General features: G+C 45.3%; 17 protein-coding genes. 13 read left to right on the top strand and 4 right to left on the bottom strand.

Annotation, left to right across the window (positions count from 1 at the left end; translation table 11 throughout):
* Positions 1 to 24: 24 nt before the first annotated feature.
* The 8 genes from aroB to rplI all read left to right on the top strand — a co-directional run bounded on the left by aroB (position 25) and on the right by rplI (position 6,063).
* Complete coding sequence (gene aroB / locus BSZ04_RS09740; RefSeq protein ID WP_010443901.1) at positions 25 to 1,125, top strand: 3-dehydroquinate synthase; 1,101 nt, start codon at positions 25 to 27, stop codon at positions 1,123 to 1,125.
* 51 nt (positions 1,126 to 1,176) lie between these two features.
* Positions 1,177 to 2,697, top strand: coding sequence for an SPOR domain-containing protein (locus tag BSZ04_RS09745; RefSeq protein WP_088880306.1), 1,521 nt, complete (start codon positions 1,177 to 1,179; stop codon positions 2,695 to 2,697).
* Positions 2,698 to 2,766: 69 nt separating this feature from the next.
* Positions 2,767 to 3,606, top strand: coding sequence for a Dam family site-specific DNA-(adenine-N6)-methyltransferase (locus BSZ04_RS09750; protein WP_010443897.1), 840 nt, complete (start codon positions 2,767 to 2,769; stop codon positions 3,604 to 3,606).
* Between the two features lie 99 nt (positions 3,607 to 3,705).
* On the top strand, positions 3,706 to 4,377 hold the full coding sequence (gene rpe, locus BSZ04_RS09755; RefSeq protein ID WP_038885615.1) for a ribulose-phosphate 3-epimerase: 672 nt from the start codon (positions 3,706 to 3,708) through the stop codon (positions 4,375 to 4,377).
* Between the two features lie 256 nt (positions 4,378 to 4,633).
* Entirely contained in the window at positions 4,634 to 5,023 is a 390-nt protein-coding gene (gene rpsF / locus BSZ04_RS09760) for a 30S ribosomal protein S6 (protein WP_010443890.1), read from the top strand.
* An 8-nt stretch (positions 5,024 to 5,031) separates the two neighbouring features.
* The gene (gene priB, locus BSZ04_RS09765) at positions 5,032 to 5,334 is read left to right on the top strand and encodes a primosomal replication protein N (protein ID WP_010443889.1); all 303 of its coding nucleotides are present in this window, start codon (positions 5,032 to 5,034) and stop codon (positions 5,332 to 5,334) included.
* 16 nt (positions 5,335 to 5,350) lie between these two features.
* Positions 5,351 to 5,578, top strand: coding sequence for a 30S ribosomal protein S18 (gene rpsR / locus BSZ04_RS09770; protein WP_000090472.1), 228 nt, complete (start codon positions 5,351 to 5,353; stop codon positions 5,576 to 5,578).
* A 32-nt stretch (positions 5,579 to 5,610) separates the two neighbouring features.
* Positions 5,611 to 6,063: a 50S ribosomal protein L9 gene (gene rplI, locus BSZ04_RS09775; protein WP_010443888.1), complete on the top strand. Its 453-nt coding sequence runs from the start codon at positions 5,611 to 5,613 to the stop codon at positions 6,061 to 6,063.
* An 85-nt stretch (positions 6,064 to 6,148) separates the two neighbouring features.
* On the opposite strand, the gene BSZ04_RS09780 is transcribed toward rplI, so the two are convergent.
* The gene (locus BSZ04_RS09780) at positions 6,149 to 6,913 is read right to left on the bottom strand and encodes a DUF481 domain-containing protein (RefSeq protein ID WP_010443887.1); all 765 of its coding nucleotides are present in this window, start codon (positions 6,911 to 6,913) and stop codon (positions 6,149 to 6,151) included.
* A 209-nt stretch (positions 6,914 to 7,122) separates the two neighbouring features.
* Here BSZ04_RS09780 and BSZ04_RS09785 point away from each other — a divergent pair, with 209 nt between their 5' ends.
* Genes BSZ04_RS09785 through BSZ04_RS09795 form a run of 3 tightly spaced genes read left to right on the top strand, consistent with a single transcriptional unit; the run spans position 7,123 to position 10,813 of the window.
* On the top strand, positions 7,123 to 8,523 hold the full coding sequence (locus tag BSZ04_RS09785; RefSeq protein WP_010443886.1) for a replicative DNA helicase: 1,401 nt from the start codon (positions 7,123 to 7,125) through the stop codon (positions 8,521 to 8,523).
* 13 nt (positions 8,524 to 8,536) lie between these two features.
* Complete coding sequence (gene alr / locus BSZ04_RS09790) at positions 8,537 to 9,613, top strand: alanine racemase (protein ID WP_088881582.1); 1,077 nt, start codon at positions 8,537 to 8,539, stop codon at positions 9,611 to 9,613.
* A 3-nt stretch (positions 9,614 to 9,616) separates the two neighbouring features.
* A complete protein-coding gene (locus BSZ04_RS09795; protein WP_162531053.1) occupies positions 9,617 to 10,813 on the top strand; it encodes a BamA/TamA family outer membrane protein in 1,197 nt (398 codons plus the stop codon).
* Between the two features lie 51 nt (positions 10,814 to 10,864).
* Here the strand turns inward: BSZ04_RS09795 and BSZ04_RS09800 are convergent, their stop codons facing one another.
* The gene (locus BSZ04_RS09800) at positions 10,865 to 11,284 is read right to left on the bottom strand and encodes a secondary thiamine-phosphate synthase enzyme YjbQ (protein WP_010443883.1); all 420 of its coding nucleotides are present in this window, start codon (positions 11,282 to 11,284) and stop codon (positions 10,865 to 10,867) included.
* 306 nt (positions 11,285 to 11,590) lie between these two features.
* Here BSZ04_RS09800 and pgi point away from each other — a divergent pair, with 306 nt between their 5' ends.
* Positions 11,591 to 13,243 (top strand): glucose-6-phosphate isomerase, encoded by a 1,653-nt coding sequence (pgi, locus tag BSZ04_RS09805; RefSeq protein ID WP_029560881.1) that lies wholly within the window; start codon positions 11,591 to 11,593, stop codon positions 13,241 to 13,243.
* A gap of 100 nt (positions 13,244 to 13,343) precedes the next feature.
* Here pgi and BSZ04_RS09810 read toward each other — a convergent pair whose 3' ends face one another.
* Both BSZ04_RS09810 and zur read right to left on the bottom strand, forming a co-directional pair.
* On the bottom strand, positions 13,344 to 13,805 hold the full coding sequence (locus BSZ04_RS09810; RefSeq protein WP_010443881.1) for a chemotaxis protein CheX: 462 nt from the start codon (positions 13,803 to 13,805) through the stop codon (positions 13,344 to 13,346).
* A gap of 17 nt (positions 13,806 to 13,822) precedes the next feature.
* Complete coding sequence (gene zur / locus BSZ04_RS09815; RefSeq protein WP_010443880.1) at positions 13,823 to 14,281, bottom strand: zinc uptake transcriptional repressor Zur; 459 nt, start codon at positions 14,279 to 14,281, stop codon at positions 13,823 to 13,825.
* A gap of 279 nt (positions 14,282 to 14,560) precedes the next feature.
* Between zur and dusA the strand changes: the two genes are divergently transcribed.
* Complete coding sequence (gene dusA / locus BSZ04_RS09820) at positions 14,561 to 15,541, top strand: tRNA dihydrouridine(20/20a) synthase DusA (RefSeq protein WP_038885625.1); 981 nt, start codon at positions 14,561 to 14,563, stop codon at positions 15,539 to 15,541.
* The last annotated feature ends 50 nt before the right edge of the window (positions 15,542 to 15,591 follow it).

The raw sequence follows: 15,591 nt of genomic DNA on the forward strand, positions 1-15,591 counted from the left end.
TCTTTTTCAAATTGGAGCACACCGATGGAACGGATTACGGTCAATCTAGCAGAGCGTAGCTACCCAATCTCAATTGGCGCCGGGTTATTTGAAGACCCGGCGTACCTTTCTCAAATTCTTTCAAACAAAAATGCCAATCAGAAAGTCGTCGTGATCAGTAATGTCACGGTTGCTCCTCTGTACGCGGACAAAATTCTTAGCCAGCTAAAACAGCTTGGTTGTGATGCCTCATTGCTTGAATTACCTGATGGTGAGCAATACAAAAGCTTAGATACATTTAATCAAGTCATGAACTTCCTGCTAGAAGGAAGCTATGCTCGTGACGTAGTGATTATTGCGCTAGGTGGTGGTGTGATTGGCGACCTCGTTGGCTTCGCCTCGGCATGCTACCAACGCGGTGTTGATTTCATCCAGATTCCAACCACACTATTGTCTCAAGTGGACTCGTCGGTTGGCGGTAAAACGGCAGTGAACCATCCGCTTGGTAAAAACATGATTGGTGCTTTTTACCAACCTAAAGCGGTTATCATCGATACCAACTGCCTATCGACGCTCCCAGAGCGCGAGTTTGCTGCGGGTATTGCTGAGGTGATCAAGTACGGCATTATTTATGATGGTGCTTTCTTCGACTGGTTAGAAGAGAACCTTGACCGTCTATATGCATTGGATGAAGAAGCACTGACTTATGCCATCGCACGTTGTTGTGAAATCAAAGCAGAAGTTGTAGCTCAAGATGAGAAAGAATCGGGCATTCGAGCGTTGTTGAACTTAGGTCATACCTTTGGTCACGCGATTGAAGCTGAATTGGGTTACGGTAACTGGTTGCATGGTGAAGCGGTATCTTCTGGTACGGTTATGGCAGCGAAGGCGTCGCATCTACGTGGCTTAATTACGCAGCAACAGCTGGATCGCATTATTACCATTATGCGTCGAGCAAAACTACCAGTGCATACGCCAGATACCATGAGCTTTGATGACTTCATGACACACATGATGCGAGATAAGAAAGTCTTATCCGGTCAGCTGCGTTTAGTTCTGCCAACTGGCATTGGCAGTGCAGAAGTCATTGCGGACACATCGCAAGACATAATCAAACAAGCTATCGACTTCGGTCGCGATATTTAACCTAAACAGTGACGCCTTCAGGCGTCATTGATGCATTATTAGGGTTAACGAATGAGTGCAGCTCATATTTTAGAATTAGACTCTCAAACAGATTTATTGCATCGCCTCGCTATGTTGAGCAACTTTAGCTCTAACCTTATTGTGGTTAATGGCGATATTGGATTCGGAAAGTCATGGCTAGCCCAACGATATCTTGAAGTTGGTGCCACGAATAAGAATCAGTGCTTATTGCTGTGTCATCCCAACCAGGATGATACCCAGCGTCGTATGCAGATTTTAAGTCAAATTGTGAGTGATGCGCTTTTCAATCAGCAAGATAGTTTGCTAGATAGTATGGAGCGAATTCTAGATAGCGAGTCGTGTGACATTGCGATAGTGGTCGATGACGCCCACCTGTTAAGTGAAGCACTTATTTCTGAGCTGTGGATGCTTGTATTAGCGGCTCAGGCAAATTCAAATTGGAAAATCAATGTCATACTATTTTCTCAGCTTGGTCGTTTAGAAAACGTTTTGCAACGGGTGAGTTACGGGCAAGAACTTAAACCCGTTGAGCTCGAAGTTGATATGCTGTCTGAAATGGAAGCAAGGCAGTTTTTTGAGTCATTAGTAATGCGCTATGTTGATGATGACAATGAAAAGCGCACGCGGGCTGCTTTTAAAACAGTCAGTCCAATCCCTGGTGACATTATGGCGTTAGGAGATTTAAAAGTGGAAAAAAGGATTATTATCCGCTCTATAGTTGGCTCACCAATTAAAATTGCTATTGTCGTATTAGCATTATTGCTTCTTGCTGCTGGTGGATACTGGTGGATGCTCAATCAGCCGACTCCCGATGATAAAGCTCAGCAAATAGCAGGCTCTTTGGAACAGACGGCAATACCGACGTTATCGGAGCCTAGTGATAAAGAGGCTAAAAAAACGGAAAACTTAACACCGTTAGACCACAGTGTAGATCCCTCTTTGGATATTTCAGGTGCTCAAGATGATTCGGATGCCCTGCCGCCAGCCATTGTCGAAGAGGTGGCTAGCGTTGGTAATGAAGATACTCAGCAGCGAGTAGTTATTGAGTCAGATGTCGTCGATGCATTGCTTGAAGGTAAGGCTGATACGGTAGATACAACAGAAATAAAGCAAGTTGTAGAGCCGACCTCGATTCAAAGCGAAACGCCTAGTGTTGCAAGCTCAGCATTGATTGAGGTGATTCGACCTGAAGCTACAGAGGAAGTGGCGAACCCTGAATCAGATGCTTCTTCACCGCCGATTGTTCAGTTCTCTTTTGCTAAAGAGGAGTTGAAGACTCTCTCTCCGAGAGCGTATACCTTGCAGTTAGCAGCGATGACATCTTTAGAAGATGTGCAATCTTTTTTAGATGATTACCAACTTAACGGCAAAGTAAGAATCTACCCAACAGTGAGAAATAATACTGATTGGTACATCATTACTTATCAAGATTACCCAACCATTCAGCAGGCTAGAGATGCGGTAGATAGTTTACCATCTTCACTCAAAGCGCTGAGTCCTTGGGCAAAATCGTTAAGACAAGTTCAGCGTGAGATAGAGCGAGTGAAATAATCCTGAGCTTCGCTGAAAAATATGTTACATTCCGCAGCCTTAATTTTTGGTCGATAGATAGAGCAGTAGATGAAAAAGCAACGAGCCTTTCTGAAATGGGCAGGAGGAAAATACGGTCTGGTTGAAGACATCCAACGCCATTTGCCACCGGCTCGAAAGCTAGTTGAACCTTTTGTTGGGGCTGGTTCGGTGTTTCTTAATACCGATTACGACCAATATCTACTGGCGGACATCAATCCAGATTTGATTAATCTCTACAACTTGCTGAAAGAGCGTCCTGAAGAGTACATCTCAGAAGCGAAGCGTTGGTTTGTTGCAGAGAACAACCGCAAAGAAGCCTACCTGAGCATTCGCGCTGAGTTTAATAAAACGGACGACGTCATGTACCGCTCTCTGGCGTTCCTATACATGAACCGTTTTGGTTTTAATGGGCTGTGCCGTTACAACAAGAAAGGTGGCTTCAACGTGCCATTTGGTTCTTACAAGAAGCCGTACTTCCCAGAAGCAGAGATGGAATTCTTTGCTGAAAAAGCGAAGAAAGCGACTTTTGTTTGTGAAGGTTACCCAGAAACATTCAGCCGAGCACGTAAGGGCAGTGTGGTTTACTGCGACCCGCCTTACGCACCGCTATCTAACACTGCAAACTTTACCTCTTATGCAGGAAATGGCTTTACGCTTGATGATCAAGCAGCGTTGGCAGACATTGCGGAGAAAGCGGCAACTGAACGAGGCATTCCAGTTCTGATCTCTAACCACGACACGAAGTTAACGCGTCGCCTATACCATGGTGCAGAACTGAACGTGGTAAAAGTGAAGCGTACTATCAGCCGTAACGGCAGCGGTCGCAATAAAGTTGACGAGCTGCTTGCTCTATTCCGTGCGTCAGACGCAGATAAATCTGACTCTTAATTCTCACACTATTGCATCTAAATAGTGGATCTCCCCACTGGCTTCGGTAGAATTGCGCGCAAATTATTTGCTGTTTGCTCGCCACTACTGAGGTCAGGTATGAAAGATTTTCTAATTGCTCCATCCATTTTATCGGCTGATTTTGCTCGTCTAGGTGAAGACGTAGAGAAAGTACTCGCAGCTGGTGCGGATGTGGTGCACTTCGACGTTATGGATAACCACTATGTACCAAACCTGACTTTTGGTGCGCCAGTGTGTAAAGCATTACGTGATTACGGCATTACTGCCCCAATCGATGTTCATCTAATGGTGAAGCCTGTTGATCGTATCATCCCTGATTTCGCAAAAGCTGGCGCGTCGATGATCACTTTCCACATTGAAGCATCTGAGCATGTAGACCGTACTCTCCAGCTTATCAAAGAGCATGGCTGTAAAGCGGGTGTAGTACTTAACCCAGCAACACCGCTTGCGCATCTTGAGTTCATCATGGACAAAGTTGACTTGATTCTACTGATGTCAGTAAACCCTGGTTTTGGTGGGCAATCATTTATCCCTCATACGTTAGATAAACTACGAGCAGTGCGCAAGATGATTGACGAATCTGGTCGTGATATTCGTCTAGAAATCGATGGTGGTGTGAAAGTTGATAACATTCGTGAAATTGCAGAAGCGGGCGCAGATATGTTTGTTGCTGGCTCGGCTATTTTCAGCGAGCCGGATTACAAACAGGTGATCGACAAAATGCGCGCAGAGCTTGCAGACGTCAAATAAGCGCTGACAGATTAGCTTTAAAGCAAGCGTTGTAACGTGATGATTTAAAAGGCTGCCACTTTGTTGGTAGCCTTTATTATTTCTGGCGTGAGCTAAGCAAAAATATCGAGCGAGGTGTGCAAATAATCACTTGCCTATTTTGCTTCCTTTCTGTACTATTCGTGCTCCTTAAAACTCGGTCAATTTTCTTTAGTTCCTTGCTTCCTCTGGACGACCGAGCCAATCGTGGAAGCTAATAATCCGTAAGGAGCAACCAATGCGTCATTACGAAATCGTATTCATGGTGCACCCTGATCAAAGCGAGCAAGTTGCTGGCATGATCGAGCGTTACACTGGTTCAATCACTGAAGCTGGCGGTAAAATCCACCGTCTAGAAGACTGGGGCCGTCGTCAACTGGCTTACCCAATCAACAAGCTTCACAAAGCTCACTACGTTCTAATGAACGTTGAAGCTGACCAAGCTGTAATCGATGAGCTAGAAACTGCTTTCCGTTTCAACGATGCAGTTCTACGTAACATGATCATGCGTACTAAAGCGGCTATCACTGAGCAATCTATCATGCTTAAGCAGAAAGAAGAGCGTGCAGAGCGTGCTCCTCGTCGCGAAGAGCGTGCTGAAGCTAAGCCAGAAGCAGCTGCTGAGTAATATTTCTTATGACCAATCGAATGGAGCTGAGTGGCACCATTGCCAAGCCGCCCATTCGTAGTAAAAGCCCTAGTGGCATTGAACACTGTCGGTTTTGGGTAGAGCATCGTTCTACTATCATCGAAGCTGACCTACCACGACAAGTTTATTGTCGAATGCCGGTAGTTGTCAGTGGGCTTAGGTCGCAAGCATTAACTCAGAATTTAGTACAAGGCAGTAACATTAAGGTAAGTGGTTTTGTTGCTTACCAAACCGGCCGAAATGGCGTTGGGAAATTAGTGTTACACGCCGACAACATTACTCAAATTTAAGATCAGGAGATAGCCCATGGCTCGTTTCTTCCGTCGTCGTAAATTCTGCCGTTTCACTGCAGAAGGCGTACAAGAGATTGATTACAAAGACGTAGCAACTCTTAAAAACTACATCACTGAAGCTGGTAAAATCGTTCCTAGCCGTATCACTGGTACAAGCGCTAAATACCAACGTCAACTAGCTCGCGCTATCAAGCGTTCACGCTACCTAGCTCTACTACCGTACACTGACAAGCATCAGTAATCGGTCGTTTTATTAAGAAAGAGGATTAAGCAATGCAAGTTATTCTACTTGATAAAATCGGTAACCTAGGTGGTCTTGGCGATACTGTAAACGTTAAATCTGGCTACGCTCGTAACTTCCTTATCCCTCAAGGTAAAGCAGTTATGGCTACTAAAGGTAACGTTGAAATGTTCGAAGCTCGTCGCGCTGAACTAGAAGCTAAAGTTGCTGAGCAACTAGCTGCTGCAGAAGCACGTGCTGAGAAAGTTAACGCTCTAGAAGCTGTTGTTATCGCATCTAAAGCTGGTGACGAAGGCAAACTATTCGGTTCTATCGGTACTCGTGACATCGCTGACGCTATCACAGCTGCAGGCGTTGAAGTTGCTAAGAGCGAAGTTCGCCTTCCTGAAGGTGCTCTACGTAACACTGGTGAGTTCGAGATCAGCGTTCAACTTCACTCAGAAGTTTTCGCTACTGCGAACGTACAAGTTGTTGCTGCTGAGTAATTCAGTACCAAGACGAAATGCTAAAAAGCACCTCTTATGAGGTGCTTTTTTTATGTCTGAAATTTGCGAAGAAGGAAGTCCGTTTCTAGAACAGAAACAGCAGATTTACTGAAAAGACACTGTCAGCCTTTTCCAATCCATCTGGCACTTTATCGTGATATTGACGGGAGTGAGTAAGCTTTAATGCAATATCTTCAGTGATGTCATTGGTGATACTTAAGTCACTATCAACTCGGGTGTTGCTTTTACCTGCTACTAACGTGACATCAGCTGAAAAACTCAGGTTGTCGAGTACTTGCCATGAGGTGTTAATGTTGCCTCGGAAGATGCCTTCTTGAACTATGTCAGGAAAGATAATGTCATCGTCATCAATTTCATCTAAGTTAGGTTCTTGATAACGGAAGCCTGGCCCCACCTCAACCTCTAATACAAATTGTTCAGTATAAGAGAACTGATAACCTAAACCGCCAGAAAGTGTGTAATCTTTGAAATAAGCACTGTAGCGAGAATCAACGCCTTTAAAGCTGCCGTAGAAATATGTCTTAGGGCCTAACTTATAGTCGGTTTGAGCGCTGTAAGTCGAGGAGCGCTTATCTTCTTCGCCATCTTTATACAGATTATAGAACTTCCATTCTCCATTCGAACGGTGCCGTCCGGCGGTGTACTCTGCGCTCAGGCGAGCATTCAAGGAGCGTGAATCCGTGTTACCTGTGTGAGCTTGATAGCCGAACTCGACCTCCGTTTTCAGTGGAGCAGGAGCTTTGACGGTTTGCTCTGTTTGTACTGATTCTTCGGCGTACGCTGTACCTGCACAAAGCAAGCCAAAGCTAAGTAACCAGTATCGTGACACAAATACCTCGGATGTTGAGAAAAGGAGGGGAATGATACTGATACATATAGTGTGCTTGGTCAATGGTCGGTTAATTTTTATTAGACCCAAACGAAATTCAATACCTATTGGTGAGTTGAATTCCTGACAACTAATTGTCTCATCAGGGAAGCATCTTGGTTAGGTTTAAGGTTATAATCTCGGGTCATTAGTAGTTATCGAGCAAAGTCATGGCGGAAAATAGAAATCGCAAACCTTCGGATAGTCAGGTAGACGCAATCAAAGTCCCACCTCACTCACTAGAAGCCGAGCAATCAGTAATTGGTGGTCTGTTACTAGACAACGAACGCTGGGACACCGTTGCTGAACGTGTTGTTAGTAGTGATTTCTACAGTCGCCCTCATCGTCTGATCTTTGAAGGTGTTAAGACCATTCTCGAAGCAGGGAAACCACTTGATCTGATTACTTTATCAGAGCATCTGGAACGTCATGAGCAGCTCGATGATGTTGGTGGTTTTGCATACCTAGCAGACCTTGCCAAAAACACGCCAAGTGCCGCAAACATTAATGCCTATGCGGATATTGTCGCTGAACGTGCCATTGTTCGTGGTTTAATTGGTGTGGCGAATGAAATCGCAGACGCTGGTTATGATCCACAAGGCAGAAGCTCTGAAGATTTGATCGATATGGCGGAGAGTAAAGTTTTCGCTATCGCAGAGTCTCGAACCAGCGAAAATGAAGGTCCGCAAAACGTTGATAACATTCTCGAAAAAACGCTTGAGCGTATCGAGTTGCTTTATAAAACACCTCAAGATGGCGTGACCGGTGTGAACACTGGTTTTAATGATCTCAATAAGAAAACCGCAGGTCTGCAAGGTTCTGACTTGGTCATTGTAGCGGCACGTCCATCGATGGGTAAAACCACTTTTGCGATGAACCTGTGTGAAAACGCGGCGATGGACCAAGACAAACCGGTACTTATCTTCTCGCTAGAGATGCCTGCCGAACAGTTGATGATGCGTATGCTTGCGTCCCTATCTCGTGTTGACCAAACTAAGATCCGTACTGGTCAACTGGATGATGAAGATTGGGCACGTATTTCTTCTACCATGGGTATCCTAATGCAGAAGAAAAACATGTACATCGATGATAGTTCAGGCCTGACACCGACAGAAGTACGTTCCCGTGCTCGTCGTGTAGCTCGTGAGCATGGTGGATTATCGATGATCATGGTCGACTACCTTCAGCTAATGCGTGTTCCTGCTCTTTCTGATAACCGTACTTTGGAGATCGCGGAAATTTCGCGCTCTTTGAAAGCATTGGCGAAAGAACTGAACGTACCCGTTGTTGCACTATCTCAGCTAAACCGTTCCCTAGAGCAGCGTGCCGATAAACGCCCAGTTAACTCAGATTTGCGTGAATCGGGCTCTATCGAGCAAGATGCCGACTTGATCATGTTCATTTACCGTGACGAGGTTTATAACCCAGATAGCCCGTACAAAGGTACGGCAGAAATTATTCTTGGTAAGCAACGTAACGGCCCTATCGGCTCGGTTCGCTTAACCTTCCAAGGTCAACACTCGCGCTTCGATAACTACGCGGGCCCAGCATTTGATATTGATGATGAGTAATACCATGAGCTATATGAAAGCCGCGATGGCATGTATTGACTTGTCAGCACTGCAACACAACTTACAACGCGTAAAAGAACAAGCGCCAGAAAGCAAAGTGATGGCGGTGGTGAAGGCGAATGGCTATGGTCATGGGCTTCGTCATGTAGCTAAGCATGCCACCCACGCTGATGCATTTGGTGTAGCTCGAATCGAGGAAGCGCTTCAACTTCGCGCATGCGGAGTAGTGAAACCCATTCTTCTTCTCGAAGGTTTCTACTCCTCGGGTGATCTGCCCGTTTTGGTGACCAACAACATTCAAACGGTTGTTCATTGTGAGGAACAGCTTGCGGCTCTTGAGCAAGCTGAGCTTGAGACACCTGTCGTCGTGTGGTTAAAAATCGACAGTGGTATGCACCGACTGGGTGTACGCCCAGAGCAATATGATGAGTTTCTTAGTCGACTAAATTCTTGTCCCAATGTAGCAAAGCCGCTGCGTTACATGAGTCACTTTGGTTGTGCAGATGAACTAGAGAGTAACATCACCACAGAACAAATTGAGTTATTTATGTCACTGACCGCTGGCTGTCAGGGCGAGCGCTCTTTAGCGGCATCGGCAGGTTTGCTTGCATGGCCACAGAGCCAACTTGATTGGGTTCGTCCTGGGATCATTATGTATGGTGTTTCACCATTTAATCACCGAACAGCGCAAGACATGGGCTATCGACCAGTCATGACGCTCAAGTCGCACCTGATCGCAGTACGCGAAGTGAAGAAAGGTGAAAGCGTCGGTTATGGTGGTATGTGGACTAGCGAGCGAGACACCAAAGTAGGTGTTATTGCGGTTGGTTACGGCGATGGTTATCCGCGAACGGCACCAAATGGTACGCCAGTTCTAGTTAACGGACGTAAAGTGCCAATCGCTGGGCGTGTATCTATGGATATGTTGACGGTCGATTTAGGGCCCGATGCGACGGATAAAGTGAGCGATGAAGCGATTCTATGGGGTAAGGACTTACCGGTGGAAGAGGTAGCAAGCCACATAGGCACCATTGCTTATGAGCTTGTGACTAAGCTGACTTCTCGCGTTGAAATGGAATACACGAAGTAGCCCATGAAGAACCAAATATGTTTAGTGCTGGCATTTTCTGCCAGCCTTTTTTTATCCCACCAAAGTGTCGCGAAAGAAAAAGACTCTGCATTCGTTCCTTTTTATTTCAGTACCGAAACCTTAGGTAGCACCATCGGTCTTGCTGGTGTAGCAAAAGGCGTTGGTCAGCCACAAGCCGCGCTGTTTGGTATGGGGCTGTATTCTGAGAAAGACAGCTACGTCGGTTTTCTTTCGGCTTTCAATTACGCTTTGTCATCAAACCTTTTGTTTAGCACGCAGATGTATCAAGCGCGCTTTAACGACAATCCATATTACTTAGGCGATCAAGGCTCAAATGGCTCCTCAACGGAAGACAAAACCATAACCAATGGGGATGAAGAAAACTACAAGCTGGAGTTCAAGTTCCTGCTTCCTTGGGGCAACGTTCGTGAACACGGGTTACTTGGTGCATTCCAACCGATTCGCGATGTAAGTTTTGCTTCTCCAGTTGAGTCCGGTGTCAGCTCAATTATCTTCACGCCGTTTTATTCTTCTCGTGAGTTAGACATCTACAACGATAAGAAAGAAGAGGCGACAGGTTTTAGCCTGACATTTGACTGGGATAACCGAGACAGTGTGCGTAATACCACGCGAGGCTCCCATACCTCGTTTGACTTAACTACGGGAGCGGAGAGCTTACAGTCAGAAGACTTATGGTTGAAGTGGGAGTTCCAAAACAGTCAGTATTACTCGTTGGGTCCGTTAGGCGATTGGTTTGATCAGCAAGTTCTGGCATTCGATTTCTATACGGCAGATACACCGACATGGAATCAGTGTGATGGTGCAGTATGTAGTCGACCACCTGAGCAAGAGCAAGTGCGCTTAGGTGGTTTGTATCGTCTGCGTGGTTATACGGCAGGTCGTTATCATGGGCGCAGTGCGATTCATTATTCTGCGGAATACCGCGTATTGCCAGACTGGCAGCCACTCGATGATATTCCTCTTATCAACTACTACGACTTACCTTGGTGGCAATGGGTGGCATTTGTTGAAGTAGGGCGAGTCGCGGACAATTATGACCTCAAGACATTGCATGAAGACATGAAGTGGAACGTCGGTGGCGCTGTGCGCTTCCAAGTTGAAGGGATTGTAGTTCGTGCCGAGATGGCAAAAGGTGCTGACGAGGGCACCTTCCGAGTCATGATAAATCAACCGTTCTAAATCGATATAAAACAAAGGCTAACTCTGTGGTTAGCCTTTGTTTTATCAGAGTTATTCGCCGTTGATGGTGGCAATAATGCGTCGGCTGCCACCGTAATCACGGTGCTCGCCTAGGTAAATGCCCTGCCATGTTCCCAGCGCTAATTGCCCATTTTGAATAGGAATTGTCACACTGCTGCCCAGTAAAGACGCTTTAATATGAGCTGGCATATCATCATCACCTTCATAGGTGTGTTGATAATAAGGCGCACGCTCAGGAACAAATTTATTGAAGTGAGCTTCCATATCCATACGCACAGTCGGGTCGGCATTTTCATTTAAGGTCAAACTGGCTGACGTATGCTGAATGAATAAATGTAACAAACCTACTGAAAGCGATTGGATTTGTGGTAATTGTTGTTCAATTTCATCAGTGACTAGATGAAAGCCTCGGCTACGTGCTTTTAATTGCAGAGTTTTTTGTGCCCACATATGCGTTCCTTTGGAAAAATTTGGTTTGGCGTCTATCCTAATCCAATTAGAGCCTGTCATTAGTAAATGATATGATTCCCAACGTCATAAATGAATTGTTTAAATTCGAAACAGGGAACGTGACCTAACTCAATGTGAGTGTAAGGGCACTCAGTCATAATTGGCGACTGAAAAAAAATTACAAAGACTTGTTTTGTGGCAATTCGCCCAAACATCTCATTTATATTCTATTTGCTAAATCGGGGATTCCGCAGTTTTCGCTAGACTGTAAGGAATGGAACCTACTGTAACATCGGGATAAAGACCATGTTGAAAAATATCAATCCAACGCAAACACAAGCTTGGAAAGCGCTAACTGCGCATTTCGAATCTGCACAAGATATGGATCTGAAAGAGCTATTTGCTCAAGACGCTGCGCGTTTCGACAAATACTCAGCACGCTTCGGCTCAGACATCCTAGTCGATTACTCAAAGAACCTAATCAACGAGGAAACTCTGAAGCACCTGTTCGCTCTTGCTAACGAGACTGAGCTTAAGTCAGCAATTGAAGCGATGTTCAGTGGTGAAGCGATCAACAAAACAGAAGATCGCGCTGTTCTTCATACTGCACTGCGTAACCGTTCGAACAAACCTGTAATGGTTGGCGGCGAAGACGTAATGCCAGCGGTAAACGCGGTTCTAGAAAAAATCAAATCATTCACTGAGCGTGTAATCGGCGGTGAGTGGAAAGGTTACACAGGTAAAGCAATCACAGATATCGTAAACATCGGTATCGGCGGCTCAGACCTTGGTCCTTACATGGTGACTGAAGCACTAGCACCATACAAAAACCACCTAAACCTGCACTTCGTTTCTAACGTTGATGGTACTCACATCGTTGAGACGCTGAAGAAAGTAGATCCAGAGACAACGCTATTCTTGATCGCGTCTAAGACGTTCACGACTCAAGAAACCATGACTAACGCGCACTCTGCTCGTGATTGGTTCCTTGAGACAGCTGGTGATCAAGCACACGTTGCTAAGCACTTCGCAGCGCTTTCTACTAACGCTCCTGCAGTATCTGAGTTTGGTATCGACACTGACAACATGTTTGAGTTCTGGGACTGGGTTGGTGGTCGTTACTCACTATGGTCAGCAATCGGTCTTTCAATTGCATTGTCCGTAGGTTACGACAACTTTATCGAGCTTCTAGACGGTGCTCATGAGATGGATAACCACTTCGTGTCGACAGATCTAGAAAGCAACATCCCAGTGATTCTTGCTCTGATCGGTATTTGGTACAACAACTTCCACGGCGCTGAGTCTGAAGCAATCCTACCTTACGACCAGTACATGCACCGTTTCGCGGCGTACTTCCAGCAAGGTAACATGGAATCTAACGGTAAGTACGTTGACCGTGAAGGTAACGCAGTGACTTACCAAACTGGTCCTATCATCTGGGGTGAACCGGGCACTAACGGTCAGCACGCGTTCTACCAGCTGATTCACCAAGGCACTAAGCTGATCCCATGTGACTTCATTGCACCTGCAATCAGCCACAACCCAGCAAGCGACCACCACCAAAAACTGATGTCTAACTTCTTTGCACAAACAGAAGCATTGGCATTTGGTAAGTCAGCAGAAACTGTGAAGGCAGAATTTGCGAAAGCAGGTAAGAGCGAAGAAGAAATGGCGTCTCTAGTACCGTTCAAAGTATTTGAAGGTAACCGCCCAACGAACTCTATCCTAGTTAAGCAAATCACACCTCGCACGCTAGGTAACCTGATCGCAATGTACGAGCACAAAATCTTCGTTCAAGGCGTTATCTGGAACATCTTCAGCTTCGACCAATGGGGTGTTGAGCTAGGCAAACAACTAGCAAACCAAATCCTACCTGAGCTAGCTGACGGTTCTGAGATTAGTTCACACGACAGCTCGACAAACGGTCTAATCAATGCATTTAAAGCGTTCAAGGCTTAATGTTTGAATAGAAAAACAAAAGGTCAGCAAATGCTGACCTTTTTTATTGCCTGAGGCAGAAACAAAATAGGTTGGCACGGACCAACCTATTTCTTCTCAATTATTCAAAGCAAATCTCAATGAAGGCATTTCCCCACTGTGAAGAGAAAGGCATGATAATGATTGAGCCTTCACACTTGTGACGAATGGTGTGACCCTTACCTGATACTACAACTGGGGTTGCCATATCAAAATCAAAACCACTTTCAGCCAGAATACGTTTTGCGCCGCCAGTCACCATATTAGTGATTTCACCGACCATATCCGTAACTTCTTCGTTCAATCCATTTGGGCGTTCGCCCAACATGTTTTGCATGATTTCTAGCGCTAGAGCTTCGTCAAAAGTAATCGACATTGAACCTCTAGTTTGAGCTCCAACCATACCGATCAAGCCAGAAACATCGCCACGTGCAATTTCATCCTTCTTGATACGGGGTTTTTGAGGCTTCAGCTCCAAGGAAGCCATCGTTTTTAGTACATTCATTAATGAAGCTAAAAACGGGTTTACAAATTCAGCGCGCATAACGTTCTTCTATATACTTATTCTTTCATTTCGGAGGAACATGTCTGGCATGTACCATGCGTTTCGATTACCTGATTAGTAACTCGAAAGCCATGCTTCTCTGCGTTATTGGCTAACAAGGATATCAGTGTCTCATCTTCAAGTTCAACGACGTCGCCACATTTATCGCAAATTAGCAATTGGAAATAGTGCTGATCGGTGTTGCAAGAGCAACAAGTGATGAAACTATTGGTAGACTCGACTCTATGAATGAAACCTTGTTCCAACAGAAAATCTAAAGCCCGATATACTGTAGGAGGCTTTGCTTGAGGTTCGCTCTCCTTTAGTTGCTCCAATAGCTCATACGCACTAGAGGCGCGGCGATTAGAACAAATAAGCTCAAAAACGCGTCGACGCTGTGGAGTTAATCTCACTCCTCTGGCCGCACATATTCCTTCAATTTGTTCAATGATTGTTGGGTCCAAATCCTTCACCATAACTATTGGACTAGCCTAATGATAAACCATTTCTATTGGAACTTGGTTTAGAAATTCTTAATTTTACCTGCTATCAAAACGAAAATCATGACATAAAGCAAATTGCGTAGGGCTCAAATGATGAATTAGTGCAGGAACACACACTTTATGCGTGTTTCCTATTGACTGAAATTGTCAACGAGACTCGCATCCCAAAGCCCAATAGGTATACAATAGCCGACTTGAATTTTGAGCGCTAATCACGCTCCCTTAATTAATACGTATATGGGTGTCTTTATCATGACTCATTCTTGCAGGCTTTCGGTAGCACCAATGCTTGATTGGACGGATCGTCATTGCCGTTATTTCCATCGCTTGATGACCAAAGAAACCTTGTTGTATACCGAAATGGTAACGACAGGTGCAATCATTCATGGAAAAGGGGATTTCCTAGCTTATAACGAAGAAGAGCATCCGTTAGCCCTTCAGCTTGGTGGTTCTAACCCGGTAGATTTGGCGACGTGTGCCAAGTTAGCCCAAGAGCGTGGTTATGATGAAATCAACCTCAACGTAGGTTGTCCATCTGATCGTGTGCAAAACGGTCGCTTTGGTGCATGCCTAATGGCAGAGCCTCAGTTGGTAGCAGACTGCGTAGCAGCGATGAAATCTGTTGTGGATATTCCCGTAACAGTAAAAACACGTATTGGTATCGACGATCAAGACTCTTATGAGTTCCTAACAGACTTCGTTTCGATTGTGTCTGAAAAAGGTGGCTGTGAGCAATTTACTATTCATGCGCGCAAAGCGTGGCTGAGTGGTTTGAGCCCGAAAGAAAACCGTGAAATCCCACCATTGGATTACCCACGGGCATATCAATTGAAGCAAGACTTTTCGCATCTGACTATTGCTATCAATGGTGGCGTGAAGTCACTAGAAGAAGCAAAAGAGCATCTACAACACCTAGATGGTGTAATGATCGGTCGTGAAGCCTACCAAAGCCCTTACTTGCTAGCGTCTGTTGATCAAGAGCTATTTGGTTCAACTGCTCCAGTGAAAAAGCGTAGTGAAATTGTCGAAGAGATGTACCCGTACATCGAAGCACAATTGGCAAAAGGTGCTTACCTAGGTCATATCTCGCGTCATATGTTGGGTCTATTCCAAAACATGCCAGGTGCTCGTCAATGGCGTCGTCACATCAGTGAAAACGCGCATAAACCTGGTTCAGGTCTAGAAGTGCTACAAGACGCACTTGCTAAGATTCCTAAAGAGTTGAACGTGTAAATTTCACCAGTGGTTGGTGAAAATTACCAAATAACAAATAGTAAAGCCAG

The sequence above is a fragment of the Vibrio rotiferianus genome (genome assembly GCF_002214395.1).
GTDB lineage: Bacteria > Pseudomonadota > Gammaproteobacteria > Enterobacterales > Vibrionaceae > Vibrio > Vibrio rotiferianus.

What these genes read in the sequence shown, in the direction of transcription:
- priB (WP_010443889.1), top strand. Translation starts at nt 5,032, where the DNA reads ATGACCAATCGAATGGAGCTGAGTGGCACCATTGCCAAGCCGCCCATT.
- rpsR (WP_000090472.1), top strand. Translation starts at nt 5,351, where the DNA reads ATGGCTCGTTTCTTCCGTCGTCGTAAATTCTGCCGTTTCACTGCAGAA.
- BSZ04_RS09745 (WP_088880306.1), top strand. Translation starts at nt 1,177, where the DNA reads ATGAGTGCAGCTCATATTTTAGAATTAGACTCTCAAACAGATTTATTG.
- zur (WP_010443880.1), bottom strand. Translation starts at nt 14,281, where the DNA reads ATGGTGAAGGATTTGGACCCAACAATCATTGAACAAATTGAAGGAATA.
- BSZ04_RS09750 (WP_010443897.1), top strand. Translation starts at nt 2,767, where the DNA reads ATGAAAAAGCAACGAGCCTTTCTGAAATGGGCAGGAGGAAAATACGGT.
- rplI (WP_010443888.1), top strand. Translation starts at nt 5,611, where the DNA reads ATGCAAGTTATTCTACTTGATAAAATCGGTAACCTAGGTGGTCTTGGC.
- rpe (WP_038885615.1), top strand. Translation starts at nt 3,706, where the DNA reads ATGAAAGATTTTCTAATTGCTCCATCCATTTTATCGGCTGATTTTGCT.
- BSZ04_RS09795 (WP_162531053.1), top strand. Translation starts at nt 9,617, where the DNA reads ATGAAGAACCAAATATGTTTAGTGCTGGCATTTTCTGCCAGCCTTTTT.
- alr (WP_088881582.1), top strand. Translation starts at nt 8,537, where the DNA reads ATGAAAGCCGCGATGGCATGTATTGACTTGTCAGCACTGCAACACAAC.
- BSZ04_RS09800 (WP_010443883.1), bottom strand. Translation starts at nt 11,284, where the DNA reads ATGTGGGCACAAAAAACTCTGCAATTAAAAGCACGTAGCCGAGGCTTT.
- rpsF (WP_010443890.1), top strand. Translation starts at nt 4,634, where the DNA reads ATGCGTCATTACGAAATCGTATTCATGGTGCACCCTGATCAAAGCGAG.
- BSZ04_RS09810 (WP_010443881.1), bottom strand. Translation starts at nt 13,805, where the DNA reads ATGCGCGCTGAATTTGTAAACCCGTTTTTAGCTTCATTAATGAATGTA.
- BSZ04_RS09785 (WP_010443886.1), top strand. Translation starts at nt 7,123, where the DNA reads ATGGCGGAAAATAGAAATCGCAAACCTTCGGATAGTCAGGTAGACGCA.
- aroB (WP_010443901.1), top strand. Translation starts at nt 25, where the DNA reads ATGGAACGGATTACGGTCAATCTAGCAGAGCGTAGCTACCCAATCTCA.
- dusA (WP_038885625.1), top strand. Translation starts at nt 14,561, where the DNA reads ATGACTCATTCTTGCAGGCTTTCGGTAGCACCAATGCTTGATTGGACG.
- pgi (WP_029560881.1), top strand. Translation starts at nt 11,591, where the DNA reads ATGTTGAAAAATATCAATCCAACGCAAACACAAGCTTGGAAAGCGCTA.